The sequence below is a fragment of the Streptomyces sp. NPDC001157 genome (assembly GCF_053598255.1).
In genome coordinates this window covers 39,686-65,841 of record NZ_JBSFJW010000028.1, presented here as the reverse complement: position 1 = coordinate 65,841, position 26,156 = coordinate 39,686, and the positions used below count along the sequence as shown (strand labels likewise).

29 protein-coding genes and 1 pseudogene are annotated in these 26,156 nt (G+C 70.5%); 14 read left to right on the top strand and 16 right to left on the bottom strand.

Annotated features, from left to right (window positions below; all coding sequences use genetic code 11):
* The first annotated feature begins 53 nt into the window (after positions 1–53).
* Entirely contained in the window at positions 54–539 is a 486-nt protein-coding gene (locus ACWDAG_RS35240) for a nuclear transport factor 2 family protein (protein WP_450699612.1), read from the top strand.
* Positions 540–609: 70 nt separating this feature from the next.
* Positions 610–2,199 (top strand): apolipoprotein N-acyltransferase, encoded by a 1,590-nt coding sequence (gene lnt / locus ACWDAG_RS35235; RefSeq protein WP_450699611.1) that lies wholly within the window; start codon positions 610–612, stop codon positions 2,197–2,199.
* Here lnt and ACWDAG_RS35230 read toward each other — a convergent pair.
* Positions 2,123–3,028 carry a Gfo/Idh/MocA family protein gene (locus tag ACWDAG_RS35230; RefSeq protein WP_450699610.1) on the bottom strand — a complete coding sequence of 302 codons (906 nt, stop codon included), beginning with the start codon at positions 3,026–3,028 and terminating at the stop codon, positions 2,123–2,125. The genes lnt and ACWDAG_RS35230 overlap by 77 nt on opposite strands.
* A 174-nt stretch (positions 3,029–3,202) precedes the next feature.
* Between ACWDAG_RS35230 and ACWDAG_RS35225 the strand changes: the two genes are divergently transcribed.
* Positions 3,203–3,715: a DinB family protein gene (locus tag ACWDAG_RS35225; protein WP_450699609.1), complete on the top strand. Its 513-nt coding sequence runs from the start codon at positions 3,203–3,205 to the stop codon at positions 3,713–3,715.
* Between the two features lie 112 nt (positions 3,716–3,827).
* Entirely contained in the window at positions 3,828–4,304 is a 477-nt protein-coding gene (locus ACWDAG_RS35220; protein ID WP_450699608.1) for a hypothetical protein, read from the top strand.
* A gap of 27 nt (positions 4,305–4,331) precedes the next feature.
* Here the strand turns inward: ACWDAG_RS35220 and ACWDAG_RS35215 are convergent, their stop codons facing one another.
* The 7 genes from ACWDAG_RS35215 to ACWDAG_RS35185 form a co-directional block, all read right to left on the bottom strand.
* Positions 4,332–4,853 carry a hypothetical protein gene (locus tag ACWDAG_RS35215; protein WP_450699607.1) on the bottom strand — a complete coding sequence of 174 codons (522 nt, stop codon included), beginning with the start codon at positions 4,851–4,853 and terminating at the stop codon, positions 4,332–4,334.
* A 122-nt stretch (positions 4,854–4,975) separates the two neighbouring features.
* Positions 4,976–5,659 carry a uracil-DNA glycosylase gene (gene ung, locus ACWDAG_RS35210; RefSeq protein ID WP_450699606.1) on the bottom strand — a complete coding sequence of 228 codons (684 nt, stop codon included), beginning with the start codon at positions 5,657–5,659 and terminating at the stop codon, positions 4,976–4,978.
* Between the two features lie 104 nt (positions 5,660–5,763).
* Positions 5,764–7,347 carry an ABC transporter substrate-binding protein gene (locus ACWDAG_RS35205; protein WP_450699605.1) on the bottom strand — a complete coding sequence of 528 codons (1,584 nt, stop codon included), beginning with the start codon at positions 7,345–7,347 and terminating at the stop codon, positions 5,764–5,766.
* Between the two features lie 212 nt (positions 7,348–7,559).
* Positions 7,560–8,321 carry an SDR family oxidoreductase gene (locus ACWDAG_RS35200; RefSeq protein ID WP_450699604.1) on the bottom strand — a complete coding sequence of 254 codons (762 nt, stop codon included), beginning with the start codon at positions 8,319–8,321 and terminating at the stop codon, positions 7,560–7,562.
* A 13-nt stretch (positions 8,322–8,334) separates the two neighbouring features.
* Positions 8,335–9,096, bottom strand: a complete 762-nt coding sequence (gene fabG / locus ACWDAG_RS35195) for a 3-oxoacyl-ACP reductase FabG (protein ID WP_450699603.1) — start codon at positions 9,094–9,096, stop codon at positions 8,335–8,337.
* A gap of 157 nt (positions 9,097–9,253) precedes the next feature.
* Positions 9,254–9,703: a DUF3037 domain-containing protein gene (locus ACWDAG_RS35190; RefSeq protein WP_450699602.1), complete on the bottom strand. Its 450-nt coding sequence runs from the start codon at positions 9,701–9,703 to the stop codon at positions 9,254–9,256.
* Positions 9,700–10,464 carry a HipA family kinase gene (locus ACWDAG_RS35185; protein WP_450699601.1) on the bottom strand — a complete coding sequence of 255 codons (765 nt, stop codon included), beginning with the start codon at positions 10,462–10,464 and terminating at the stop codon, positions 9,700–9,702. Before ACWDAG_RS35185 ends, ACWDAG_RS35190 begins: the two co-directional genes overlap by 4 nt.
* Positions 10,465–10,619: 155 nt before the next feature.
* Here ACWDAG_RS35185 and ACWDAG_RS35180 point away from each other — a divergent pair, with 155 nt between their 5' ends.
* The gene (locus ACWDAG_RS35180) at positions 10,620–11,132 is read left to right on the top strand and encodes a Rieske (2Fe-2S) protein (RefSeq protein ID WP_450699600.1); all 513 of its coding nucleotides are present in this window, start codon (positions 10,620–10,622) and stop codon (positions 11,130–11,132) included.
* 3 nt (positions 11,133–11,135) lie between these two features.
* Here the strand turns inward: ACWDAG_RS35180 and ACWDAG_RS35175 are convergent, their stop codons facing one another.
* A complete protein-coding gene (locus ACWDAG_RS35175; RefSeq protein WP_450699599.1) occupies positions 11,136–11,786 on the bottom strand; it encodes a cysteine hydrolase in 651 nt (216 codons plus the stop codon).
* Between the two features lie 157 nt (positions 11,787–11,943).
* On the opposite strand from ACWDAG_RS35175, the gene ACWDAG_RS35170 reads away from it, so the two are divergent.
* Complete coding sequence (locus ACWDAG_RS35170) at positions 11,944–12,411, top strand: pyridoxamine 5'-phosphate oxidase family protein (protein ID WP_450699598.1); 468 nt, start codon at positions 11,944–11,946, stop codon at positions 12,409–12,411.
* On the opposite strand, the gene ACWDAG_RS35165 is transcribed toward ACWDAG_RS35170, so the two are convergent.
* The 3 genes and pseudogenes from ACWDAG_RS35165 to ACWDAG_RS35155 all read right to left on the bottom strand — a co-directional run bounded on the left by ACWDAG_RS35165 (position 12,408) and on the right by ACWDAG_RS35155 (position 14,889).
* A complete protein-coding gene (locus ACWDAG_RS35165) occupies positions 12,408–13,310 on the bottom strand; it encodes a LysR family transcriptional regulator (protein ID WP_450699597.1) in 903 nt (300 codons plus the stop codon). The two genes, ACWDAG_RS35170 and ACWDAG_RS35165, sit on opposite strands and share 4 nt — an antisense overlap.
* A gap of 46 nt (positions 13,311–13,356) precedes the next feature.
* Positions 13,357–13,506: pseudogene (locus ACWDAG_RS35160) on the bottom strand (EamA/RhaT family transporter); the annotation flags it as partial.
* Between the two features lie 51 nt (positions 13,507–13,557).
* Positions 13,558–14,889: an aminotransferase class I/II-fold pyridoxal phosphate-dependent enzyme gene (locus ACWDAG_RS35155; RefSeq protein WP_450699596.1), complete on the bottom strand. Its 1,332-nt coding sequence runs from the start codon at positions 14,887–14,889 to the stop codon at positions 13,558–13,560.
* Between the two features lie 35 nt (positions 14,890–14,924).
* Between ACWDAG_RS35155 and ACWDAG_RS35150 the strand changes: the two genes are divergently transcribed.
* Both ACWDAG_RS35150 and ACWDAG_RS35145 read left to right on the top strand, forming a co-directional pair.
* A complete protein-coding gene (locus ACWDAG_RS35150; RefSeq protein ID WP_450699671.1) occupies positions 14,925–15,611 on the top strand; it encodes a pyridoxamine 5'-phosphate oxidase family protein in 687 nt (228 codons plus the stop codon).
* Positions 15,611–16,258, top strand: coding sequence for an FMN-binding negative transcriptional regulator (locus ACWDAG_RS35145; RefSeq protein WP_450699595.1), 648 nt, complete (start codon positions 15,611–15,613; stop codon positions 16,256–16,258). The genes ACWDAG_RS35150 and ACWDAG_RS35145 overlap by 1 nt, the downstream gene beginning before the upstream one ends.
* A gap of 30 nt (positions 16,259–16,288) precedes the next feature.
* On the opposite strand, the gene ACWDAG_RS35140 is transcribed toward ACWDAG_RS35145, so the two are convergent.
* The 3 genes from ACWDAG_RS35140 to ACWDAG_RS35130 form a co-directional block, all read right to left on the bottom strand.
* Positions 16,289–17,242, bottom strand: a complete 954-nt coding sequence (locus tag ACWDAG_RS35140) for a DMT family transporter (protein WP_450699594.1) — start codon at positions 17,240–17,242, stop codon at positions 16,289–16,291.
* Positions 17,243–17,411: 169 nt separating this feature from the next.
* The gene (locus ACWDAG_RS35135; protein ID WP_450699670.1) at positions 17,412–18,416 is read right to left on the bottom strand and encodes an EamA family transporter; all 1,005 of its coding nucleotides are present in this window, start codon (positions 18,414–18,416) and stop codon (positions 17,412–17,414) included.
* A 46-nt stretch (positions 18,417–18,462) separates the two neighbouring features.
* The gene (locus tag ACWDAG_RS35130) at positions 18,463–19,008 is read right to left on the bottom strand and encodes a Clp protease N-terminal domain-containing protein (RefSeq protein ID WP_450699593.1); all 546 of its coding nucleotides are present in this window, start codon (positions 19,006–19,008) and stop codon (positions 18,463–18,465) included.
* Positions 19,009–19,228: 220 nt separating this feature from the next.
* On the opposite strand from ACWDAG_RS35130, the gene ACWDAG_RS35125 reads away from it, so the two are divergent.
* Together ACWDAG_RS35125 and ACWDAG_RS35120 are read left to right on the top strand one after the other, a co-directional pair.
* Complete coding sequence (locus ACWDAG_RS35125; protein ID WP_450699592.1) at positions 19,229–19,396, top strand: hypothetical protein; 168 nt, start codon at positions 19,229–19,231, stop codon at positions 19,394–19,396.
* A 117-nt stretch (positions 19,397–19,513) separates the two neighbouring features.
* The gene (locus tag ACWDAG_RS35120) at positions 19,514–19,942 is read left to right on the top strand and encodes a type II toxin-antitoxin system Rv0910 family toxin (RefSeq protein ID WP_450699591.1); all 429 of its coding nucleotides are present in this window, start codon (positions 19,514–19,516) and stop codon (positions 19,940–19,942) included.
* 65 nt (positions 19,943–20,007) lie between these two features.
* Here ACWDAG_RS35120 and ACWDAG_RS35115 read toward each other — a convergent pair whose 3' ends face one another.
* On the bottom strand, positions 20,008–20,643 hold the full coding sequence (locus ACWDAG_RS35115) for a PadR family transcriptional regulator (RefSeq protein WP_450699590.1): 636 nt from the start codon (positions 20,641–20,643) through the stop codon (positions 20,008–20,010).
* A gap of 195 nt (positions 20,644–20,838) precedes the next feature.
* Here ACWDAG_RS35115 and ACWDAG_RS35110 point away from each other — a divergent pair, with 195 nt between their 5' ends.
* From ACWDAG_RS35110 to ACWDAG_RS35095, 4 genes are all read left to right on the top strand, one after another.
* Entirely contained in the window at positions 20,839–21,591 is a 753-nt protein-coding gene (locus ACWDAG_RS35110) for a TnsA-like heteromeric transposase endonuclease subunit (protein WP_450699589.1), read from the top strand.
* Between the two features lie 353 nt (positions 21,592–21,944).
* Complete coding sequence (locus ACWDAG_RS35105) at positions 21,945–23,468, top strand: Mu transposase C-terminal domain-containing protein (RefSeq protein WP_450699669.1); 1,524 nt, start codon at positions 21,945–21,947, stop codon at positions 23,466–23,468.
* On the top strand, positions 23,465–24,514 hold the full coding sequence (locus ACWDAG_RS35100) for an ATP-binding protein (RefSeq protein WP_450699588.1): 1,050 nt from the start codon (positions 23,465–23,467) through the stop codon (positions 24,512–24,514). The genes ACWDAG_RS35105 and ACWDAG_RS35100 overlap by 4 nt, the downstream gene beginning before the upstream one ends.
* A 631-nt stretch (positions 24,515–25,145) precedes the next feature.
* Positions 25,146–26,144, top strand: coding sequence for a TniQ family protein (locus tag ACWDAG_RS35095; RefSeq protein ID WP_450699587.1), 999 nt, complete (start codon positions 25,146–25,148; stop codon positions 26,142–26,144).
* Positions 26,145–26,156: the final 12 nt, after the last annotated feature.

Genomic DNA, 26,156 nt, shown 5'->3' with positions numbered 1-26,156 from the left:
TCTTCGCCGCACTCCCCCTTGGCCCGGCACGTCCCATGCCCAACACTTGGCCGATGACGCAGCGCGTGGAGCTCGCGACCGTGATGGACCGGCTGGCTGTCGACGAAGTGGTCACCGACTACGCGGCGGCCGTGGACGACGGTGACTGGAAGGCGTACCAGGGGCTGTTCACGCCCGACGGGCGCGCGGACTACCGCTCGGCCGGCGGCATCGAGGGAGGTGCCGGGCAGGTCGCCGCGTGGCTTGCCGAGAGCATGCTGCTTTTTCCGATGCGGCAGCATCTGATCGTCAACCGCCGGGTGCGGTTCGGGATGCTGGAGCAGGACGTCGGCGACACCGCGCGCGTGCGCGCCGACTACGTGAACCCGATGCGGTTCACGGCGGACGGAGGAGGAGCGGCCGCTCCCGACTTCGTGTGCGGCGGCCGGTACGCCTTCGGGCTGCTGCGGACGTACGACGGCTGGCGGCTGCGCGAGGTCGTCGTGGAGGAGAAGTGGCGGCGCCTTCCCGAGCCGCGTGTGGCCCCCGCGGCCGAGTGATCCGGGGCCCTCTGTCCACGATCAGCGAAAGAACGCACACTGGAGCCACCGCCGGGTAGGGAGGTGCCGTATGAAGACCTTTGGTCCATGGCTCACCTCTCCGTGGCGGCGCTCGGCGATCGCCGCGCTGGCGGGCGCCCTGCCGGTGTTCGCGTTCCCCGCGCCCTCGCTGTGGTGGTTCGCCTACGTCGCCCTGGTCCCCTGGATCGTGCTGGTCCGCTCCGCGCCCACCGGGAAACGGGCGGCCTACGACGGCTGGTGCGGCGGGTTCGGCTACATGGTGGCCGTGCACCACTGGCTGCTGCCGAGCCTGAACGTGTTCATCTTCCTCATCGCCGCGCTGCTGGGGGCCCTGTGGGCGCCGTGGGGCTGGCTGGTGCGGCGCTTCCTGGGCGGGGTGCCCGGGCCGGGGCGCGGCCTCGCCGCGCTCTTCGTGCTGCCGTCGGCCTGGCTGATGGTCGAGCTCGTGCGTTCCTGGCAGGGGCTGGGCGGGCCGTGGGGCATGCTCGGCTCCAGTCAGTGGCAGGTGGAACCCGCGCTGCGGCTCGCTTCGGTCGGCGGGGTGTGGCTGCTCAGCTTCCTGGTGGTGGCCGTCAATGTCGCCGTGGCCGCGCTGGTGGCCGCCCGGGTCGGTGGCGTGTCACTCACCACTGCGGTCTGGGTTCCGGCGGTGGCGGGCCTGGTCGCTACCGCCGCCGCGACCTCGGCGGCCTGGGCGTGGTCGCCGCGTCCGGACGTCGACGGCCGGGTGCGGATCGCCGTCGTGCAGCCGGGCGTCATCGACGGCGCCGACCAGCGCTTCGACCGCGAGGAACAGCTCACCCGGCGGCTCGCCGGGCAGCACCCGAACCTGATCGTGTGGGGCGAGAGCAGTGTCGGATTCGACCTCGGCCAACGCCCCGACCTTGCGAAACGGATCGCGGCCCTCTCCCGCGAGACGGGCTCCGACATCCTGGTCAACGTGGATGCACGGCGCTCCGACAAACCCGGCATCTACAAGAGTTCGGTGCTCGTCGGCCCGGACGGGCTGACCGGCGACCGCTACGACAAGATGCGGCTCGTGCCCTTCGGCGAGTACGTGCCCTTCCGGTCGGTGCTGGGCTGGGCGACCTCCGTCGGCAAGGCGGCCGGCGAGGACCGCAGGCGGGGCTCGGAGCAGGTCGTGATGAACGTCGGGCACGGGCTGCGCATCGGTCCGATGGTCTGCTTCGAGTCGGCGTTCCCCGACATGAGCCGCCATCTCGCCCAGGACGGCGCCGAGGTGCTGATAGCGCAGTCGGCGACGTCGACGTTCCAGCACAGCTGGGCGCCCGAGCAGCACGCGTCACTGGCCGCGCTGCGCGCCGCGGAGACCGGACGGCCGATGGTGCACGCGACGCTGACGGGGGTGTCGGCCGTGTACGGCGCGAGTGGGCAGCGGCTGGGTTCGTGGCTCGGCACGAGCTCCAGTGCAGCAGTGGTGTACGACATTCCGCTGGCCCACGGCACCACCCCCTACGTCCGCTACGGCGACTGGCCGGTGCAGGGTGCGTTGCTGATCCTCGCCGTGTGGTGCGCGGCCGAGGGTGTGCGGGCGGTGCGGCTCAGGCGGCCCGGTCCTCAACCGCACGTACCACCCGCTCGCACAGTTCGTGAGTCGCCAGTGCGTCCCGGGCGCTGAGCACCTTCCCCGCCCGTACGGCGTCGAGGAACGCCAGGACCGCCTGTTCGATGCCGCGCTGCCGGGCCACCGGCACCCAGTCCCCGCGCCGCCGCACGGTCGGCTGGCCCTTGTGGTCGATCACCTCGGCGAGGTTGACGACCTGCCGTTTGGTGTCCTGTCCGGACACCTCGAGGATCTCCTCCGCCGAACCGCTGAGCCGGTTCATCACCCCCAGCGCGGTGAACCCCTCCCCGGCCAGTTGCAGCACGACATGGTGCAGCAGACCGGCCTCCACGCGCGCGCGTACCGTCACGTCGTCGACGGGCCCCGGCACCAGGAAGCGCAGCGTGTCCACGACGTGGATGAAGTCGTCGAGGATCAGCGAGCGCGGCTCCTCCGGCAGCCCGATGCGGTTCTTCTGCATGAGGATCAGCTCACGCGGGTGCTCGGCGCACTGTGTGTACCCGGGGGCGAAGCGCCGGTTGAAGCCGACCGCGAGCGAGACGTCGCGCTCCTCGGCGAGCGCCACCAGCCGCTCGGAGTCGGCGAGTTCGTAGGCGAGCGGCTTGTCGACGTAGGTCGGCACGCCCGCCTCCAGCAGCCGGGTCACGATCTCCGGGTGCGTGATGGTGGGCGCGTGCACGAAGGCGGCGTCGAGGTCCTGGGCGAGCAGCGCGTCCAGGGTGGCGTGCCGGTGGTCCGCCGGGAGGTGGAGGCCGTCGCCGACCCGGTCGAGCGTCGCGGGCGTACGGGTGTGCAGGTGCAGTTCGACCCCGGGGAGGCCGGAGAGCACCGGAAGGTAGGCCTTCTGCGCGATGTCGCCGAGTCCGATGCAGCCGACCTTCACGGGGTGATCTCCTCTAGCGGTTGCCTGCCGGGGTCCTGCCGGAAGCATACGGCTGCTGCCGCGGCCGCCGGCCGGCGTCGGAATCGAAGCCGCGCAGGAGGAAGGCCGGTGCCACCCGCACCCGGCTGCCGAAAACGCGTGGCCGGTGCGGATCCGTTGGGAAAGGATGCGGTCATGACGACCGAGCGCAGTGAACCCGGGACCACCGCCGACGAACGCACCATGCTGGACGGCTGGCTGGACTATCACCGCCAGACGCTGGCCTGGAAGTGCGAGGGCCTGACCGACGAGCAGCTCAGGACGGCCGCCGTGGAGCCGTCCGCACTGTCCCTGATGGGGCTGGTGCGGCACATGGCCGAGGTGGAGCGCTCCTGGTACCGCCGGGTCCTCGCGGACGAGGACGCGGGCCCGATCTACTTCACCGACGAGGACCCGGACGGCGAGTTCCATCTCACCGAGGCCGACACCTGGGCGGAGGCCTACGCGACCTGGCAGGCCGAGATCGAGGCCGCCCGGCGCACCGCGGCACGCTTCGCCCTGGACGACATCTCCAAGGGCAAGCACCGGCGCACCGGCGAGCGCTTCAACCTGCGCTGGATCCACACCCACATGATCGAGGAGTACGCCCGTCACAACGGCCATGCCGACCTGATCCGCGAGCGCATCGACGGCACCACGGGCGACTGACGTCACCCGGAGCGCGCGCCCGGCCCCCGTACGGGGCGGTAGATCACCCGCCCGGGGCATCCTTCGCTCATACGCCGCCGCCAGGGGCGCCCGACCCGACATCGTTGCGCGGGTGCATCGAACGACGACCACCGCAACGCTCCTGGTCACCGTGGCCGTCTCGGCCCTCGCCGGCTGTGTGACGATCCAGCGCCCGCCACCGGCAGGCCCGCCACCGGCACCGTCACCGCCGTCGCTGCCGTACCCGGACGACCAGGGGACTCCGCAGATCGTGCAGGCGCCGGTCCATGAGGCGCTGGAGGGGGTCGTCCCGTCCGGGCGGCCGGAGCGCAGGCCACCGGAGCGGCAGCCACCCCCGGCCGGACAGCCGGCGCCGCCTCACTCGCATCCGCGGCCCCGTCCCCGTCCCCGGCCACCGCACCCGGAGCCGGGGCACCACGGGCAGCCGCGTGTCGAGGTCCCGGACGTGTCCAAACCGGTCCCGAAGAATCCGAAGAGCGCGGACATGTGTGCCCTCGGCCGGACGTACGGGGGCTGGCGCGCGGACAGCCCGGAGGCGGTCATCTGCAAGCAGGCGTACGGCAGTTGAGGCGGTCGTGGCCGCTCCGGGCGGGCGCTACGGCCGCTGCCGTGGCGGCCCCCACCGGCCGTCGCCGTCCGGGCTCCCCTCCCCCAGCCGCAGTTCCAGTCGCCCGATGGCCGCCCGCACCCCGTCCCCGTAGCGGTCGTCAGCCAGTGATTCGGCCGCTCTGCGGGCCTGGCGCAGATGGGTGCGGGCGGCGCCGCTGCGGCCGAGCTTCACATAGTCGGCCGCCAGGTTCAGATGCAGCGAGGGGTAGAGGGCGCGGACCGCGAGGGTGCCCTGGTGTTCCGCGAGTCGGTCGTCCGTGAGTTCCTCGGCTGCGGTCAACGCCCGTAGGTCCCAGGCCAGTTCGTCCGCCGGGTCGTCCTGGGCGTCGGCCATGTAGTGGGCCAGGGTGCAGCGGTGCAGGGCGTCGCCGTGCTCGCCGATCTCCGCCCACAGCTGCAGGAAGCGGTGCCGGGCCTCCTCCCGGTCGCCCGCGTGGTGCAGCATGACGACCTGCCCGATCCGCGTCATCACGGCGTCCGGCGCCGCCTGCTCCTGCCCGTTGGCCACCGCGTCCTCCGCACACACTCGCCGGCTGGTCGGCTGTCCCGACCGACGCTAACCGCAGCCCGCGGCAATCCCGGTCAGGCGGCACCGGGCCGATTCGGTGCGGAACCGGCCCGGCGGGGTGGTCAGCCCAGGTTCGGGATGGTCCAGTCGATCGGCTGGTGACCCTGGAGGGCCACCGCCTCGTTGATCTGCGTGAACGGGCGGGAGCCGAAGAACTTCTTCGCGGACAGCGGGGAGGGGTGGGCGCCCTTGACCACCACGTGCCGGGTCTCGTCGATCAGCGGGAGCTTCTTCTGTGCGTAGTTGCCCCACAGCACGAAGACCGCCGGGTCGGGCCGGTCGGCCACCGCGCGGATCACGGCGTCGGTGAACCTCTCCCAGCCGCGGCCCTTGTGCGAGTTGGCCTCGCCGGCGCGCACCGTGAGCACCGCGTTGAGCAGCAGCACGCCCTGCTTGGCCCACGGCATCAGATAGCCGTTGTCCGGGACGGGCAGGCCGAGCTCCTCCTTCATCTCCTTGTAGATGTTGCGCAGCGACGGCGGGGTCCTGACGCCCGGGCGGACAGAGAAGCACAGGCCGTGTCCCTGGCCCTCGCCGTGGTACGGGTCCTGGCCGAGGATCAGGACCTTCACCTGGTCGTAGGGTGTGGCGTCCAGCGCGGCGAAGACCTCCTCGCGCGGCGGGTACACAGGACCCTTCGCCCGCTCCTCCTCGACGAACTCCGTGAGCTCCTTGAAGTAGGGCTGCTGCAGTTCGTCGCCCAGGACCCCGCGCCAGGACTCGGGCAGCATGGCGATGTCGCTCACGTCAACTTCCTTACGATGTGCGGTAGACCGGGTGTGGTCGCTTCCAGGTTCAGAACCTACAGGCGACCACTGACAACGGCCCCGCACTGCCCGAAGTGCACCGTCTACCAGCTGGTCTTGCGGGACAGCTCCCCCATCAGCATGATCGTCGACGGGTCCAGCGCCTGCTCCGCGCCGGAGATGTCCTCGCTCGCGGCCACGTACTGCTTGCCCTGCCACAGCGGCAGCAGCCGAGCGTCGCGCACCAGGATCTGCTGGGCCTGCTCGAAGTCGGAGACCACGTTGGCGCGGTCGCTCTCGCTGCGGGAGCGGGGCAGCAGCTTCCCGGTGATCTCGGGCGCCGGATAGGGCGTGCCGAGCGCGTTCTGGTTGCCGACGAACGGCGCGATGAAGTTGTCGGGGTCCGGGAAGTCGGGGAACCAGCCGCGCCCGAACACCGGGTACTCGCCGTCCTGGTAGCCCTTCACATACGTCTTCCAGGGGCGGCTCTTCAGGGTGATCGTGAACAGCCCGGAGTCCTCCAGCTGCCGCTTGATCTCCGCGAACTCCAGCTTGGTGGAGGAGCCGTAGCGGTCGGTGGTGTACCAGAGGGTGAGCGGGACGCGCTGGGTGATGCCGGCGTCGGCGAGGATCTTGCGGGCCCTGGAGGTGCTGGGGTTGCCGAAGTCGTCGAAGAAGTCGGTGGTGTGCCCGGTCAGGCCCTTGGGGACCATGGAGTACAGCGGCTCGACGGTGTCCTTGTAGACCTTGTGGGCGATCGCGCCGCGGTCGACGAGCTGGGCGATCGCCTTGCGCACGGCGGTCTTGCCGGCCCAGGAGTCCTTCGGGTTGAACACCAGGTAGTTGATCTCGATACCGGAACCCTCGATGAGCTGCAGGTCCCCGCTCGCGTCATGGCGCTGGAGGTCCACGATGTCGTTCGCGTTGAGGCCGCGGAAGGCGACGTCGAGCTGCTTGTCCTTGAGGGCCGTGACCATGGTGGACGAGTCCTGGAAGTAGCGGATGGTCACCGCGTCGTTCTTGCGCTCGGCGTAGCCCTTGTAGTTGTCGTTCTTGACCAGCTCGGCCTTCTTGCCGTCCTCGTAGGACTGGAGTGTGTACGGCCCGGAACCGTCGATGCCGTCTTCCTTGCGCAGGGACCTCTCGGGGTACTCCCCGGGGTCGACGATCGACATGGCGGGGGTGGCGAGCACGAACGGGAAGGTGGCGTCGGGCTTGTTGAGGTGGAAGACGATCTTTCGGTCGCCCAGCGCCTGCACCCGGGCGAGGCTGCCGAGCAGACCGGCGGGCCCTCCGTTGACGTTGATCTTCAGGATCCGGTCGATGGAGTACTTGACGGCCTTGGCGTCGAGCGTGTGCCCGTTGGAGAACTTCAGACCCTCGCGCAGCTCACAGGTGTACGTCGTGTTCGAGCTGTCGGAGAAGCGGCAGCTGTCCGCCGCGTCCGGCTGCGGTGTGGTCGCTCCGGAGGGGTAGCTGAGGAGCGTCTGGTAAATGTTGCGGAACAGTTCCCAGGACTGGTCCCAGGAGGCCGCGGGATCCAGTGTGCTGGGTGCGCTGGTCGTCCCCACGACGATGGGGCCCTTGTCGTCGGAGGAGTCGGACGAGAGGACTCCGCACCCCGCCACCAGCGACGATATGGACGCGATGGCCGCCGCTTGCCGCAGGCCTCGGTTCCGGTTGAACACGCGCTCGCTCCTCGATCTGCCGTACCAAGGGTCGGCAGACCATACCGCAGTCAACCGAAGGTTGAACCCGGTCGGCACAGGGGCCTTGATCAGCTTCTTCATGACGACGTTGTCATTCCGCCGTACTGCTCTCGTACGACGACAAGGGCGCCGTTTCCGTCAAGGAAACGGCGCCCTTGTGCACCCGATCGTTACGGTTGCAACGGCTTGCGTCAGGCGACGCCGGCGTTGAGGAAGATGCCGCCGTCGACGACGAGCGTCTGGCCGGTGACCCAGGCGGACTGCTCGGAGGTGAGGAACGCGGCGGCGCCGCCGATGTCGGAGGGCACGCCGAGCCGGGCCAGCGGGTAGGCGGCGGCCGCCTCCGCCTCCCGGCCCTCGTACAGAGCCTTGGCGAACTGGGTCTTCACGACGGCCGGGGCGATCGCGTTGACCCGCACCTTGGGCGCGAACTCGTGCGCCAGCTGCTGGGTCAGGTTGATCAGCGCGGCCTTGCTGACGCCGTACGCGGCGATGAAGGGCGAGGGCGCGAGGCCCGCTACGGAGGCGATGTTGACGATCGCGCCGCCGTTGTCCTTCTGCCAGGCGTGCCAGGTCTTCTGCGCGAAGCCGAGCGCGGAGATCACGTTGGTCTCGAAGACCTTGCGGGCCACGTCCAGGTCGAGGTCGGCGATCGGGCCGAACACCGGGTTGGTACCGGCGTTGTTCACCAGGTAGTCGACGCGGCCGAAGGCCTCCATGGTGCGCTCGACGGCCTCGGCCTGGTGCTCCAGGTCGTGCGCCTTGCCGGCGATGCCGATGACGCGCTCGGCGCCGAGCTTGTCGACGGCCTCCTTGAGGGCGTCCTCGTTGCGGCCGGTGATGGCGACGCGGTCACCACGGGCGACGAGCGCCTCGGCGACGCCGTAGCCGATGCCGCGGCTCGCGCCGGTGACGAGGGCGACCTTGCCGGAGAGTGCGGGCAGTTCAGTCATGGTGCGTGATCTCCTAGTCGAGCGGTCCGCCGGCGACGTACAGCACCTGGCCGGAGACGAAGCCGGCCGCCTCGCCCGTGAAGAAGGCGATGGCGTTGGCGATGTCGTCCGGCTCGCCGACCCGGGCCACTGGGATCTGGGTGGCGGCCGCGGCCTTGAAGTCCTCGAAGCCCATGCCCACACGCGCGGCGGTGGCGGCGGTCATGTCGGTGGCGATGAAGCCGGGGGCGACGGCGTTGGCGGTGATGCCGAACTTGCCGAGCTCCTTGGCGAGGGTCTTGGTGAAGCCCTGCAGACCGGCCTTGGCGGCCGAGTAGTTGACCTGGCCGCGGTTGCCGAGCGCCGAGGAGGAGGACAGGTTGACGATGCGACCGAAGCCCGCGTCGACCATGTGCTTCTGGACGGCCTTCGACATCAGGAAGGCGCCGCGCAGATGGACGTTCATGACGGTGTCCCAGTCGGAGACGCTCATCTTGAACAGCAGGTTGTCGCGCAGCACGCCCGCGTTGTTGACGAGGATCGTCGGCGCGCCGAGCTCCGCGGCGACGCGCGCGATCGCGGCCTCGACCTGCGCCTCGTCGGAGACGTCGGCGCCGACCGCGAGGGCCTTGCCGCCCGCCGCGGTGATCTTCTCCACGGTGTCCTTGCAGGCGGCCTCGTCGAGGTCGATCACGGCGACCGCGCGGCCCTCGGCGGCCAGCCGTACGGCGGTGGCGGCGCCGATGCCGCGCGCTCCGCCGGTGACCACAGCGACCCGCTGCTCAGTGGTGGACATTGCTGCTTCTCCTCGCCCTCGAGAAAGTACGCCCGCTTGAAAGTACGTCCGTCGTCGGTACGCCCGCTCAGTGAGCGACCGCTTAGTACCTTCGGCAGACGTGACGCTAGAAGGCCTGGCACTCGGTGTCAACGGCACGCGGCGCGGGTGTGATCCATTACCTCACCAGCAGGTCGAGCAGGCGCTCCGTCTCGGCCGCCGGATCGGCGGTGAGCCCAGTGTGCACCGGACCGGGCTGGACGACCGTGGAACGCGGCGCAATCAGCCACCTGAAGCGCCGTCCGGCGTCGTCGCCCGCGGCCTGTCCGGCCGCGTCCCCGCCTCCGCACACGCGCTCGACGGCCCCGAGCGCGGCCCGGATCCCGGCCACGTCCGCCGCCGGGTCGAGGGCCAGCAGCCGCGCCTCGTCGAGGTGGGTACGGGCGCCGACGTAGGCCTTGGCACGGCAGTAGACGAGTACACCGGCGTTGATGCACTCGCCGCGCTCCACGCGCGGTACGACGCGCAGCAGGGCGTACTCGAACACGTCCCGGTCGCCGCCCTGACCGCCGCGGATGATGTGCCGCTCGACCACCGAGCCGGCCATGCGGATATGGCGCTCGCTCACTTGCCCTCCTCGATTCCGGTGACGCGCTCGTGGACGACGGCGGCCCGGGCCAGCAGCGGCCGCGCGTAGGCCCGCCGGAGGTCGTCCGGGGTGTCGAAGCCGGGTTCACCGGCCAGCCAGGCGTCCGGGATCTCGGCGGTGACCTCGGCGAGGAGCTCCTCGGTGACGCGGGGCGCCAACTCGGCGGCGGCGCCCGCGAGATCGGGGGCGAAGCGGGCGAGGGCGTGGTCCGAGGCGTCGTAGGAACGGCCCGCGGAGGCCTCCGCGCCTGGCCAGTTGTGGTGCCAGATCATGGTGGCGCCGTGGTCGATGAGCCACAGATCGCCCTGCCACATCAGCAGGTTGGGGTTGCGCCAGGAGCGGTCGACGTTGTTGACCAGGGCGTCGAACCAGACGATCCGGCCGGCCTCCTCGGGGCTCACCGGGAAGGCGAGCGGGTCGAAGCCGAGGGCGCCGGAGAGGAAGTCCATCCCGAGGTTGGTGCCGCCGCTGGACCGCAGCAGATCCTGCACCTGCTGCTCGGGCTCGCCGAGCCCCAGCACCGGGTCGAGGCCGACCGTCACCAGCCGCGGCACCCGCAGGCCGAGGCGGCGGGCGAGTTCGCCGCAGACGACCTCGGCGACCAGTGTCTTGCGGCCCTGTCCCGCGCCGGTGAACTTCAGGACGTAGGTCCCGAAGTCGTCGGCCTCGACGAGTGCGGGCAGCGATCCGCCCTCCCGCAGGGGCGTGATGTAGCGGGTCGCGATGACTTCCTTGAGCATCGCCCCAGGTTACTGGCCGACAGCGGAACGACAGCTCCGGCTTACCCCCTCCTGATCCCGAACCCGTCAAGCTCTCGACGTCGTCTGAACAACCCTTGCTCGGCGACCGTACCCCTGGGCAGATCTTCGAAGCTTGCATGGAAGGGAACGTCAGCATGACCAGCGAACCGCTTCATCCCGTTCCGGCACCCGACCGCCGTACTGTCGTGGCGGCGGTGGGCGCCACGGGGCTCGCCGTCGCGCTGACCGCGTGCGGATCGGACAAGGGGTCCTCCGACTCCTCGTCCTCGAACACGCAGGCGGGCGCCAACGCGAGCGGCGGCGCCGGCTCGGGCGACCCCAGCGCGCGCGGCAGCGACTCCTCCGGCTCCGGCGGCGGCACGACGCTGGCGAAGGCCGCCGACATCCCGGAGGGCGGCGGAAAGATCTTCAAGGACCACGGCCTGGTGGTCACGCAGCCGACGGCCGGCACGTACAAGGCGTTCTCGTCCAAGTGCACCCACCAGGGCTGCGCGGTGTCCGAGATCTCAGGCGGCGTCATCATCTGCCCATGTCACAAGAGCGAGTTCTCGGTGACCGACGGCAGCGTGAAGAAGGGCCCCGCCACCCAGCCGCTGCCCGCCGAAAAGATCACGGTGAGCGGCGACTCGATCATGATGAACATGTGACGCTCAGCCGCCTCCCGTCCGCCGGGGCCGTTTGAAGCAGCCCAGCACCTCGTCCGTGGTCGCGATGGTGGCGACCAGTGCGAGGGTGTGACGGATCATCGCGGGGGTGTAGTCGGAGGGCACTCCCGCGATGGCGTCGGAGGGCACGACGGCGGTGTAGCCGCGGTTCACGGCGTCGAAGACGGCGTTCGGGATCGCCACGTTGGCCGAGACCCCGGTCACGACCAGCGTGCGGCAGCCCAGGTTGCGCAGCAGTGCGTCGACGTCGGTGCCCTGGATCGGGGACAGTCCGTGCAGCCGTCGTACGACGAAGTCCTCTTCGGCGACCTCGATCGGGGCGGCGACGCGCACCGCTGTCGTACCGGACAGCTGCTGTACGGGGAGACGCTCGGCGGCGCGGAAGAGGCGGGCGTTGCGGCTCGCGCCGCGGCCGTCGGGGCGGCGTTCGGCGATGGCGTGCACGACCTGGATCCCGCTCTCGTGCGCGGCCGCCACCAGCCGGGCGACGTTGGTGAGAGCCCCCGACGAGCGTGCCGCGCGGGCGAGTTCGGGCAGCGCGCCGTCCGGGCCGACCACCCCTTGCTGGCACTCGACGGTCAGCAGCACGGTGGTCGCCGGGTCGAGGAGTTCGCTGAGCTGCTCGTACGACGGCACGGTTCCCCCTCGGCGGCGGCGCTCCGGAGCGCGTGAGCGTAGCGGCCATTGCGCATGGGCGGAAGACGTCCCATCCTTTTCGGACCGTCCTTTTCTGACGTGATGTCAGAGGATCACTGGAGTTCCTCTGACACGACGTGAGAGAAGAGGGGGCCGCATGACCGTCACTCAGCGTCGGGGCCGGAAGATCATGATGACGCCCGGTGAGCTGGACGAGTTCCTCGTCACCCAGCGCACCTGCCGGGTCGCCACCGTGTCCGCGGGCGGAGCGCCGCACGTCAGCACGTTGTGGTTCGCCTGGGACGGCACCTCGATGTGGCTGTACTCCGTCGTGCGCAGCAAGCGCTGGACCGACCTGCGGCGCGATCCGCGGGTCGCGATCGTCGTCGACACGGGCGAGGAGTACGACGAGCTGCGCGGCGTCGAGCTGTCCGGATCCGTGGAGTTCGTGGGCGAGTTCCCCCGCATCGGGGAACTGTGCGCCGAACTCGACGTCCCGGAGACCCTGTTCGCCCGCAAGAACTTCAACCTGGAGGAGATGCCCCACGACGGCCGGCACGCCTGGGTACGGCTGACCCCCGAGAAGATCGTCTCCTGGGACTTCCGCAAACTGGGCCCCGCCTAGCCCACCTCGCGCCCGGCGTCCTGAAGTGCCTGCACCGCCGCCCGGATCGACGGGCGGCGGTCGGCGTCCGCGCGCCAGACGGCGTAGACCTGGCGCCGCACCGACTGGCGCACCGGCACGGCCCGCACGCCCTCCGGGAGCGGTCCGCGCCCCAGTCTCGGTGCCACGCACACCCCCAACCCCGCATTGACCAGGGCGAGTTGAGTGGGGTGCTCCTCGGCGCGATGAGTGACGCGCGGCTCGATGCCCTTGGAGCGCAGGGTGTGGATCAGCCACTCGTGGCAGAACTCGTTCTCGCCCCAGGTGATCCAGTCGTCGTCGGCGAAGTCCTCAAGGTCGATCTCGGTGCGCCCCGCGTAACGGTGATCCGCAGGCATCGCGACGTCCGCGGTGTCGTCGAGGATGACCGCCTTGACCAGTCCGTCCGGCATGGGCAGCGGCCTGTTGTACCAGTCCAGGACGACGGCGAGGTCGAAGTCGCCGCGCATCACGGCGAGGACGGCGGGCTCGGGCTCCGTCTCCCGCGAGGTGACGCGCAGCCCGGGATGCGCCCTGCGCAGCCGGGACAGCGCGGCCGGGAACAGGCCGCGCGCCGCGGTCGGGAACGCCGCCAGCCGCAGCTCCCCCACCACCTCCCCGCGGTGCGCCTCCAGGTCGGACTGGGCGAGCTCGACCTGCGACAGGATGCGGGCCGCATGCTCGGCGAGCAGTCGGCCCGCGTCCGTGAGCCGCACGCCCCGCCCGTTCTTGGCCAGGAGCTGCTGGCCGACCTCCCGCTCCAGCTTGGCCAGCTGCTGGGAGACGGCCGACGTGGTGACATGCAGCCCTTCGGCGGCACCGCTGACGGAGCCGTGCCGGGCGAGGGCGTCGAGGGTGCGCAGCCGCTCCAGATTCAACATCTAAGCAATGCTACGAGGTATCGCACGCAAATTCTCGGTTGTGCTACGAGATGCCCCACAGCGGTGAGGTCGCGTTGCAGATGCCGGCCAGGGTGGGCGGGGTGGACGGCTCCGAGCAGGCGAACAGCGAGAACGGCAGCGCGTCGAGCAGGAACGCGGCGACCGCCGGATGCCCTGGTTGGTCGCACCCACGCGGCGGAGCCGCACATCGATGCAGCCGCGCGCCCCTGGGGAGTTGCGCTTCCGCCTAGACGTAGCTTCGGGTCGGCGATGGGCCCAAGGCCCTTGCGATTGCGTCCGCCAAGAGGTTGACCTCGTCCGGTGCCAGGGTCGCCACCGTGACGCGGATTCCCGGTGGTGCGCTCATGCGAAAGCGGGCGCCGGGGGCGACCGCCCAGCCGGCGTGGAGGAGGGCGGCTACGGCGGTGGTTTCGTCGGGGACGGGGATCCAGACGTTCAGGCCGGTGCGCCCGTGGCTCTCGACGCCGCGCTTGGCGAGGGCGTCGATCAGGACGTCGCGGCGGGTGCGGTAGGCCGCCGCGACCGCGCGTGTGTCCAGCGCCTCGTCGGCCCACAGCCGTACCACCGCCCGCTGGATGAGGCGGCTGACCCAGCCGGGGCCCAGGCGGTGCCGGCCGCTCACCCGGTCGACCGTGGTGGTGTCGCCGGTCAGGACGGCGAGGCGCAGGTCGGGGCCGTACGCCTTGGCGACCGAGCGTACGAAGGCCCAGTGCCGGGTGATCCCGGCCAGGGGGTGCAGCGGGAGGTCGACGATGCCGTGGCCGTGGTCGTCCTCGATGAGCAGGATCTCGGGGTGGTCGCGCAGCACGGCGCGCAGGGCACGCGCGCGCGTGGCGGTCACCGCGGCGCCGGTCGGGTTCTGGGCGCGGTCCGTGACGATCAGGGCGCGGGCGCCGGCCGTCAGAGCCTGCTGTACGTCGTGGGGAAGCGGGCCCTCGTCGTCGACGCCCACCGGGGCCGTGCGCAGGCCGAGTGCCGGGACGAGGTCGAGCAGGCTGCCCCAGCCGGGGTCCTCCACGGCGACGGTGTCCCCCGGCTTGAGGTGCGCCGCGAGCACGCGCTCGATGGCGTCCAGGGAGCCGGACGCGACCGTCAGCGGTCCGGCCGGCACCCCGTCGGCGTCGAGTTCCGCGCGCGCGATCCGCGCCAGCTCCGGTTCGACAAGGGCGTCTCCGTACAGCACGGGCTCCCGGTCGCCTTGTTCGCCCGCCGCCGCGAACGCCTTCGCCAGAGAGGGGAGCAGTGCCGGGTCGGGGTTGCCGTTCGCCACGTCCCGCACTCCCGCGGGTACTTCCATCCGGACATAGTCGCGCCCCGTGGTGGCGGGCTTGGGCCTGATCCGACTGCCGCGACGCCCGGACGTCTCGATGACCCCGCGCTCCCGCAGGATCCGGTACGCGGACGCGACCGTGTTCGGGTTCACGCCCAGCTCGACCGCCAACTCCCGCATGGGTGGGAGCAGTTGACCGGGCTCCAGCTGTCCGGAACCCACGGCAAGCTCGACGCTCGCCGCAATCTCCGCTGCGCGACGCCCCTCGATCCGATATTCTTCTAGCACAAACCTCATTATGCACTAGTGCAATGGAGATCGCAATGCAGGGGACCCCGCAGCGGCCGACGTCGCAGCCCGCCGCCTACACGCCGACCGACCGCACCGTCCCCACCCGCTCCGCGGACCGGGCGTCGTACGACAGGGAGCTGGTGCACGCGATACTCGACGAGGGTTATGTCTGCCATCTGGGCTTCGTGCGGGACGGTGCGCCGGTGGTGCTGCCCACGCTCTACGGGCGGGTCGGCGACCGGCTTTACGTGCACGGTTCGACGGGTTCGCGCCCGCTGCGGATGACCGGCAAGGCGGACCCGGGGCTGGCCGTGTGCCTGACCGTCACGCATGTCGACGCGCTGATCCTGGCCCGCTCGGCCTTCCACCACTCGATCAACTACCGGTCCGTGGTGGTGCACGGCATCGCGCACGACGTGACGGACCCCGAGGAGAAGCGGGCGGCACTGGACGCGCTGGTCGACCACGTCGTACCGGGCCGGGCGGCCGACTCCCGGCCCGCGAACAAGAAGGAGCTGGCCGCCACCGCCGTGATCCGCCTCGACCTGAACGAGGTCTCGGCCAAGCTCCGTACGGGCGGTGTGAACGACGAGCCCGAGGACCTGGCCCTGCCGCACTGGGCCGGCGTCGTCCCGCTGCGCAAGGGATACGAAACCCCCGTCGCCGACGCGGACCTGGTCCCGGGCATCACTCTCCCCGACTACCTTGCGGTGCCCTGATGCTGATCCACCCGTGGGACGCGGCTCGTGACGAGACCGAGTGGCAGCAGTGGCTGGGCGCCCACGACTTCGGGCAGCTCGCCGTCAACGGCCTGCCGGGGGAACCGCCGCACGTGCAGCCGCTGCACTTCGCGTACGACGCCGAGCGCGGCGTGGCCGTCACACACCTCGCCCGCCCCAACCCCCTGTGGCCGGCACTGGAGGCGGACCCGGACGTCGTCCTGAGCGTGGTCGACGACTACGTGTACGTCCCGGGGCCCTGGCAGGCCCCGCCGGACGCCCCGCCCGAGCACGGCGTCCCGACGAGCTTCTACGCGGCCGTCCAACTCCGTTGCCGGGCGCACGTCGTGGACGACCCGGCCGAGAAGGCCGCGCTCCTCAACCGCCAGGTCGGCCACTTCCAGCCGGAGGGCGGCTCGGCGCCGGTGGCGGCCGACGAGGCACCCTTCGGCAGGTTCCTCGCGGGCATCCGCGCGCTGCGGCTCGAAGTGGTCGACGTACGGGCGAAGTTCAAGTACGCCGGCCACAAGCCGCAGGAGGTGCAGGACCGGACGGTGGCGGGCCTCGCGGCGCGGGGCGGTGCGCGGGACGCGGCGGCCCGGGAGCACCAGTTGCGGCGGCGAGGGGCGTGGCCGGCGGGGCGGTGATCCGTCGGGTGCGGGGTCCGCACCCCCCTTTCACGCGAGCACCGGGTCCTCCGCCTCCGTCGGCGCACCGCCCGTCTCCGCCAGCGCCAGTCCGGCGACCGAGCCCAGCATCAGGAGCGTGCCCACGACGGTCGCCGTGGTGAGCCGTTCGCCGAACAGGAGGATCGCGAGGACCGTCGCGCCCACCGGCTCCAGCAGCATGATCACGGACACGGTGGCTGACCGGACGACGGCCGCGCCCGCGAAGTAGAGGCCGTAGGCGAGGGCCGTGGGAACGGCCGCGATGTAGGCCAGCAGCCAGACGGTCAGAGCAGCGTGGTCGGTGTGCGGGAACAGTCCGTCGACCAGTGCGAACGGCAGCAGGCAGAGGCTGGTGACCGCGAACGCCCCCACCGACGTACCGGAGGCGTCGACCTCGCCTTCCCTGCCCCACCAGCGCGTGAGCAGGGTCAGCACGCTGTACCCGGCCGCCGACAGCAGGGCGAACAGCGCACCAGAGGGGCGTACGGTCGCCCCGCCGCCGCCGAGGACCAGCACTCCCAGCCCCGCCAGGGCCCCGGCCACGGCGGTCAGGCCGCCGCGGCCCAGCCGCTCCCCCATCGTCAGCCGGGCGCCCAGCGCGATGAGCACCGGGCCGGTTCCGAGCGTGACGACGGTGGCGACGGCGAGGCCGGTGGCGGACACGGCCGCGAAGTAGGCGGTCTGGAAGACGGCGAGCCCGAGACCGCTGGCACCGACCCGCAGCGCCCGGCGACGGAGCGGTTCGCGTACGGCGGTCCGCCGGCGCGGACGGAGCAGGCGGGCGGCGAGGAGCAGGACGAGGCCGGCCGCGCAGCGCCAGAAGGAGAGGGCGGCACAGCCCATGTCACTGGCCCGGTAGACCAGGGAGGCGGCCGCGCCCGCGGTGCCCCATGCGGCACCGGCGACGATCAGGTAGAACAGGCCTCGCCCGACGGGCAGGCCGAAAGCAGCATTCGACGACACGAATGTCTCCGCAGAAGTTTCGGAAGGGGGCCGGCATCAGCCGGGCCGTGGACTTCTTCTGCGGGCAGCACCGCCCCGCCCGGCACCGGGCCGGGCGTGGGTTCCGGAGGGCCCGCCTCAGGCGGCCGGAGGCGGAAGAACGAGTGCGTTCGAATGCATGATCAGCAGCCTAGGCGGCGCTTTCGCGGGACGACAACTCCCTTTCCGGGCCGCCGCTCGCGACCGGCTCCGGGGACCCCTTGGCGGGTGCCGAGGACTGGGCGATGAACGCCCCCACCAGGACGACCGCACCGCCGACGATCTGCGGCGCCGACAGGTGCTCGCCCAGCAGCACCCAGGCCAGGACCGTCGCGACCACCGCTTCGAGGCAGGCCACGACGCCCGCGACCTGCGGCGAGAGCCGGCGCACCGACAGCACACCGGTGACGTACGCGAGGACGGTGGCGATCAGGACGATCCAGGCCAGCAGGAGGAAGGCGGCGACGGGAGCGCCGTCCATGTGCGCGGTGCCCGTCAGCACGGACCAGTGCATGGTCCATGGGCGGGCCACGGCGGTCAGGACGAGGGCGCCGATCAGCAGGCCGTACGCGATGACGCCGAGCGGGTCGGGTGCGTCGTCGCCGGCGTCGCTGCCCTGGTCGGACAGGACGAAGTAGCCGACCTGGCAGCAGGCGGCGCCGAGTGCGAGCAGCAGGCCGACGGCGTCGAAGCTCAGCCCCGACCAGACCTCGACCACACAGGCGAGCCCGCCGGCCGCGAGGACCACGCCGAGCGCGGCGGCACGGGTCACCGGCCGCCGCTGCACGAACCGCACCCAGCCCAGGACCAGGGCGGGCGCGAGGTACTCGACGAGCAGCGCGACCCCGACGGGTATGCGGGAGATCGCAGCGAAGTAGCAGGCCTGCACACCGGCCACGGCCAGCAGTCCGAACCCGGCGAGCAGCGCCGGGCGGCGGCGCAGCAGCGCGCGGTGGCGCACGGCGACCGGCAGCATCACCAGGGCGGCGCCCGCGACACGCAGCCACACCACATGGAGCGGGTCGAGTCCCGCCTCGATCAGGGGTTTCGCCGCGACCCCGGATCCTCCGAAGGCGACCGCGGACCCGAGGGCGAGACCGAGCCCGGCACTCCTGCCGCGGCCGCCCCGGCTGCTCTCAGACGTATGCACGGGCACATGATGACAGGCCACGACATGAGCGTCACCCCCGATGACACCTGTCTCAGCGGTTGGACCACCTGGACCGCGCCAGCAGGTCCTCGACGCGTGCCGGCACGGCGCCCGCTTCGACGCCGGCCCGGCCGAGGACCTCGACGGCGCGTGCCTGCGGGTCGACCACGATCGCTACGAGGAGGTCGATGCCGCGAGCAGGTCCGGCGCCGCGGGCAGCCGCACGGTCGCAGGCGTAACCCATCGCCCCCGCGGCCAGCGGCGAGAAGCCCTCGGCCTCCACCACCACGGGTACGGCGCCTGAGTCCTCGACGGAGCCCTGCCAGCGCAGGCCGTAACCGATACTGCGCTGCACCAGGTAGCCGAGCAGCCGGGCGATCTCGGCCCCGTCGTCGAACACGGCCCGCACCTCGGGATCGTGCTCCAGGAGCGAGTGCAGCAGGTGGGCCGTGTCGATCTGCCGGTCCCCGTCGCGCACCGCCCGGCGGCGGGCACCGGAGACCACCGCTGCCAGTTCGGCACTGAGCCTGGCATCGTTGTCCACGCAGGGGCCGACGGCCTGTTCGCCGACCGACTGCCGGGGGATACGGGGTTGCACAACCCCTACCCCATCAGCCTCCTCGCCTCCGGTCATCCCCGAGGGGGAGCATCTTGGCGTCCCACAGGGAGTGGACCCGGCGGGACGGAATCTCCTCCTTACGGATGAGATCTGGCCGTTCTGCCCGCGGGGGCGCGCGCCGCCTTGTCGCGCGCCCGGACGTGCAACCACAGCGCCCCGTCGCACGTCCAGAAAGTGCGTGGAGAGCAGGTGCTGGCTGGTGTCCCTGCCGGCCGTCGACGGCAAGCAGTACGTGTACCGGGTGTACGCCCCGGAGGACGCACTGCCCGCCGACCTGTTCTGGGACGCCTGGCACTGCCACGACGAGAGCACCTTCCCGCGCGCTTGCGATCTCTTCGACGCAGCGCTGATCCGCCGGGTCGGCTGAGCCTTCGGGGGCGCGCCGGAAAACGCCCACATTTTCTGACGGTTCATCAGTATTGAATGTTCCAGGCCCTGAGGCTACGTTCCGCGACACCACAGCCCGACACGAAGAGGTGGTCGCATGCCCGAAATCAACGCGGAGGCACGGATCGAGGCGCCGGCCGAGAAGGTGTGGGCACAGCTGATGGACTGGCCCGCGTACGGCGAGTGGAACGCCACCCACACCAGCTTTCCGCAGGGCGGCCCGGCGGCGCTCGAAGTGGGCGGGACCTTCCAGGAGAACATGAAGCTGATGGGCTTCCCGGCCGAGGTCGAGTGGACCATCTCGGAACTGGAACCGGCCCGGGTCTTCGCCATCACGGGAAAGGGCCCGATGGCCGTCACCGTGGCCACGCGTTACACCCTGACCCCCGAGGGCGAGGCCACGAAGGTCCGCATCGACGGCGAGTTCACGGGCGCCGCGGTCACCTTGATGGCGGGCAGGCTGAAGGACTCGGGGACGGCCGCGCTGAACGAGTCATTGCGCAAGCTCGCCGGGCTGGTGTCCTGACCGCCGGACACGGGAAGGCGCCCCGCGGACCACTCCGCGGGGCGCCTTCGTCGCCGTGAGAACTGTCAGTCCTCGTCGGCGAGGATCAGGTACAGCTTCTTGCGGGCTTCGTTGATGACCGTGAGCGCCTTCTCGCGCTGCTCCTTGTTGCCGGTCTTCCAGACCTGGCCGAAGGCCTCCATCAGACCGAAGCCGGCCTGGCGGATCTCACCGAGCGCCTCGAAGTCGATGCCACGGGAGGCCTCCTCCCAGGGCGCGTCCGGGCCCTCGTCGGCCGCGCTGCGACCGGACTCGGTGAGCGAGAAGAGCTTCTTGCCGCCCTCGCTCGCACTGGCGATCAGGCCCTCGTCCTCCAGCAGCTGGAGGGTCGGGTACACCGAACCCGGGCTGGGCTTCCACGCCCCGCCACTGCGCTCGGCGATCTCCTGGATCATCTCGTAACCATGCATGGGCCGGTCCTTGAGCAGGGCCAGGATCGACGCTCGCACGTCACCCCGCCGCGCCCTGCCCCTCGGTCCGCCGCGCCCTCGTGGCCCCCAGGGGCCCGGACCGAAGCCGGGTCCGCCGAAACCGAAGCCGCCCGGGCCACCGCCCGGTCCGCCCGGCCCGAAGGGACCGAAGGCACCGCGCCGGCCCTCGAAACCACCCCGGCCGCGAGGGCCGGGTCCACCGTGTCCACGTTCGAATCCATGGGAACGCATCGCAATCACTCCATTCCATCGTTGATCTGTCGCGATGCTTCAACGATATATCGGGACTGTTCGCATGACAAGGCCCGAGGGAACATCCTTGGTGTCCTGTCTCACTCAATCGAGTCGTTTTCTCAACGAACCGAGTCGTTCGGGCTTCCGTCTCAGCGAACCTAGTCGCGCGGTTGAGCGTGCTGGGGGTGCTGGATGGCTGTACCGGCTGGGGTGGATCAGGCGAGGCCGTGCGTCGAGTTGTCGTACGTGGACGCGGTGCACGGGCGTCGTCGGCTTCCGCTGCGGGACTGTGTGACGGGCCGGTTCGAGGATGTCGATCCGGTACGTACGTTTCGCTGGTCGCGCGGTGAGCGTCACTTCCCGGGCTGGTACTGGGCGGCGACGACCGGGCGGCACGTCGGCTTCGAGTCGTGGCTGGAGCGGGACCGACTGCTGCTGATGGACTTCGATCCGAGCGTGGTGGGGATCGGCTCGCAGCCGTTCTGGCTGCACTGGCATGACGGCGAGCGGGAGCGTCGGCACGCCCCGGACTACTTCGTGCGCCGCGCGGACGGCTCGGCGGTGGTCGTCGATGTTCGTGCGGACGATCGGATCGAGCCGAAGGACGCCGAGGCGTTCGAGGTGACGCGTCTGCTCTGCGCCCAGGCCGGGTGGAGGTTCGAGCGGCTGGGGACACCGGACGCGGTGCTGCTCGCGAATGTCCGGTGGCTGTCGCGTTACCGGCACCCACGGTGTCTGCGCCACCCGGCGGCTGCCCGGCTCCGGGAGGTCTTCGCAGCCCCGGGACCTCTCATGGTGGGGGCGGACGCCGCCGGGGATCGGCTGTTGACGCTGCCTGTGCTGTTCCACCTCCTCTGGATCCAGGATCTGGCCTCCGAGGAGATGACGGTCGAGTTGCTGGGTCCGCGCACGATTGTCCACTTGGCCAACGGAGCTGGCCGGTGACCGGGAAGAGGCGAGTGCCGCAGACGTCCCGCATCACGGAGTTTCCCGAGGCCGCCGCTGAAGAGGCTGGCTGGTGGGAGAGGCACATCCTGGAGGTCTTGCACGGCCTGCCGCCAGATGCTCCAGAAGGGACCAAGCCGCGGCCGGAGTTCGATCCGGAACAACACTCGCTGGCCCAGCGCGAGCGGGCCAAGGCCGCGGAGCTGACGGCAGCCGGGCATCAGGTGTCGGCCAGCGGAGTCAAGCAGCGGCGCCAGCGCTACCAGCGCGATGGACTGGTCGGGCTTGCGGACCGCCGGTCAGCCAAGCAGATGCAGGCCTTCGGCCAGGTCGAGCCCGCCGTGGTGGAGGCCATGCGACAGGCGATTGCCGAGACCGCCGAAGCATCGTCGAGGACGATCGGCTTCATCATCTGGCGGACCAAGCAGATCCTGTCCGACCAAGAGGAGACCACCGGCATTGAACTGCCGTCTCGGGCCACGCTCTACCGGCTGTTCGACAAGCTCGCCACGGGGACCCACGCCACCGGTTCGGCCCGAACCCGCCGATCGATCGGTGCACGGCCATCTGGGCCGTTTAGCGAAGTGCCGGCGAGTGCGCCCGGTGAGCTGATGCAGATCGATTCCACACCGATGGACGTGCTGGTGAGACTGGATGACGGTGTCGCCGAGAAGGTCGAACTGACGGGCATGGTCGACATCGCCACCAGGTCGATCACCGCAGCGGTGCTGCGGCCCTCCACGAAGGCCGCGGACGCCTCTGCGCTGCTGGCTCGCAGTGTTACCCCTGAGACGATGCGTCCTGGCTGGGCGGAAGCCTTGCGGATGTCCCGGTCAGCGTTGCCGCACCGGCGGCTGCTGAGCATCGACAAGCGCCTGGAACACGCGGCCGCTCGCCCGGTGATCGTGCCGGAGACGATCGTCTGCGACCACGGCAGCGTTTTCATCTCGCACGCCTTCCGCGCGTCCTGTCGCTATTTGGGTATCAACCTGCAGCCAGCGCACAAGGCGACGCCGACCGACAAGGGCACGATCGAGAAGACCCTGGGCTCTGTTGCCACGCTGTTCGCCCAGTTCGTCGCGGGATACACCGGCTCGACGACAGACCGCCGCGGCCGGGGTCTGGAAGAAGGACCGCTGTGGTCGCTGCCCGAACTTCAGAACCTCCTCGACGAATGGATCATTGCCATCTGGCAGACAAGGCCCCACGACTCTCTGCGCGACCCGGACGCGCCGGCACGGGCATTCTCGCCGAACGAGAAGTACGCCACGCTGCTCGAGTCCTGCGGATATGTGCCAGTGCCGCTCAGCGGGGAGGACTACGTCGAGTTGCTGCCGGAGCGCTGGCAGGCGATCAACGCCTACGGGATCCGCATCAAGCACCGCACCTACGACAGCCCCGAGTTGAACCCGCTGCGCCGCCAGCGCTCCGGGGTGACGACGAAGAAGGGCCTGTGGGAGGTCCACTACGACCCCTACGACGTCTCCCGGATCTGGGTACGCGATACCCGTGCCGATCGGTGGATCACGATGTTCTGGAAGCATCTGCACCGCGCCGGAGTCCCCTTCGGCGAGCTTGCCTGGGATCACGCTCGCGCCCAGGTCCCCGGCGGCACCGAGGAACAGATCGCCGACGCGGCCGCAGCCTTGTTGCGGCGGGCCCACGACGGTCCCGCTGCGGAACAGGACCGTCCGGCCAAGCGCTCGAAGCGCGACCGCCGCGTCGCCGCTCGCACCCGGGCCACCACGACCGACCGCCCGGTCCCCGATCTGCCCGCCACCGAGCCCGAACACAACGACGAGTCGGACACCGAACTCGCCGACGTCATCCCGCTGGGCCTGTTCGACCCACTCGCCAACCCCTGGAGGCGCACGTGACCCCCTCCTGCCCAGCGGCCGGGCCCACGACAGTGCAGGAGGCCGACGCCGAGGCGAACCGACAACTGACCACCCTGGCCGGCTGGCGGAAGTTCATCGACGGACCGCCCCCGCCCCCTGCCCGACTGTCCCTGAGCGAACTGCAGAAACTGCCACCGACCGAGCGGGACCTTTACGACGAGGACCGCCTCGATCATCACGCCCGGATGCTCACAGTCTCCACGTCGTTCGTCGAAAAGACGCGGATCTGCGGCCGTCGCCTGGTCCTGCTGAACCGGCACGCGATCAGCGCCCGGCGCGGTCTGATGGTCTCGGGCCTTCCAGGCACCGGCAAGACCAGCGCCATCGCCCAACTCGGCCGCGCCCACGAACTCCTCGACCGGGCCCGTCACCCGAAGGTCGGCGACCGCATCCCGGTCCTCTACATCACCGTTCCACCCGCTGCGACCGCCCGCATGGTCGCGGCGGAGTTCGCCCGGTTCCTGGGACTTCCGGTCCGTCCCCGGTCGAACATGACCGACATCATCGAGGCTGTGGTGGGCGTCTGCACCGATACCCGCACGGGTCTCGTGGTCGTCGACGAGATCCATAACATCTCGCAGAGGACCCAGGCCGGCGCCGAGGTCTCCGACACATTGAAGTACTTCTCCGAGCGCATCCCCGCAACCTTCGTCTATGCGGGCATCGACCTGGAGACCAGTGAACTGCCGATCGGCACGCGGGGCGCTCAGATCGCAGGCCGCTTCACTCTCGTCCCCACCGGCCCGTTCCCCTACGGCGATGAGTGGAAGGGCCTGATCGCGACCATGGAGGAGACCCTGATCCTCCACGACCATCCACCGCGCAGTCTGGTCAAACTGGACCGCTACCTGCACAACCGCACCGACGGGATGATCGGAGCCCTGTCCCACGCCATCCGGGGCGCCGCGATCGACGCGATCCTCAACGGCACGGAACGCGTCACCAAGGAAGGCCTCGACGCCATCCCCCTGGATCACGCAGCGGAGTCCGTCCGTCCCACCCGGAAGCCCGTCAGGCAGCGATGATCGATATCCCTCCTCCCCGCCTGCCGATCTACGTTCGCCCGGCCGACGACACCGTCGACTCCTACATCCGGCGCCTGGCGCACGCCAACCACCTCCCGCCCGCTGATCTGCGCTCCCACCTCTACGCGATGGGCTCCGTCGGCCCGCCCCTCGTCGAGAAATTGGCCGCAGTCACGGGACGCCCCCTTGCTGACCTGCAACGAGCGCTGATCGACACGCGATGCGGCAACTGTTTCCAGCCCCTGCGCTCCCGGAGGGTCAAGGGCCGACCCGCACGATGGTGTTCCGACCACTGCCGCCTGACCGCCCGCCGGAAGCGCGTCCCGCTCTCGCGCCAAGGCGCCCGCCGGCACACCGCCCACAGAGCGCCCTGCGCCCACTGCGGCACCGTCGTCGAACGCAACCGCCCGTTTCGCTGGTGTTCCGAGCCTTGCAGGCAAGCCTCCTACGATGCCCGGTGGGCCACGGGGCAGTGCGGACACTGCGGGCAGGATCTGCAGCAGAAGACAAGCTCCTCATGCGGAAATCGGTGCCAGCCGGTGTGGTGTTCCCGTACTTGCCGCGCCGCGGCCCACCGTGAACGCCTCAGAGCCGTCCCCGACCTTCTCCATCTGCGGGAACGCGACGAGTAGTGCCACCGAGACAGCCGCTTCCGCGCACCGTCCCCCTCTTTCACAACGAGACCCTGGACTCCTTCCTCCACAGGCTCGCCGCCGCCAACCACCTTCCGGCCGACCAACTGCTGCCCCTCTTGAAGATCCGCCGCACCAGGAAGACCCCCGCCAACACGCTCCTTGAACCTCTCGCCGCCGCGGCCGGAGTCCGCCAACGCGCCCTGGAACTGGCCCTGCCCGAATTCCTCGACGCCGATGCCGACAGCACCGACAAGCCCGGCACCATCGGCCGTCCGCGCTCAGCCCTGCACACCGCAATCCAGCGTCCCGCCTGCCGCCGTTGCACTCACGCCGCAGGCATCACCATGCCCGTGACCTGCTGGACCACTCATGACCGCAACGTCTGTCTCCGCCACCGCCTCTGGATCGGCAACGGCATCGCCAACGCCGACGAGCAAGTCGACATCAGCAGGCTCCCCGACACGCTACGAGCCCAGAAACACCACCGAAATCTGGTGGCCCGCCACGGCCGCCGCTGGGTCCGCAACGCCTATCCGGATGCCCGAAAGATGTACTTCGCCTGGCTGCAGCAGTCCGCTGACCCATTCGATCTGCTCGACACTGCACGCCACATCCTCACCGATGGTACGGGGAAACACCCCTCTCCCGACCTGACGCTCACGATGGTCTTCCACCCTCAAGTCGTGACGCTCGCCGGACTTCTCGCTGGCCGAGAGTGGGAACGCCGCGCTGTCGCCGTCGGCCACGTCACCTGGCTCGTCGAGCAGATCACCGTCCGCAACATCCTTCTCGGCTACGTCCCCAAGGAACGCACGGACCCCCTGATCCAGTGGGTTGAGCGGCATTTCTCCACCCACAAGTTCGTCGCCTTCCACCGAAGCCCGACGATCTACGACGCGTTCTTCCCTCGCGAAACGATCCCGCCACCGCGCCAGCCCGATGAAGCTGACGCGGAAACACGGTGGAGCCCGTTCCACCCCTACTACCGCTGCTGAGTGGCCCTGCAG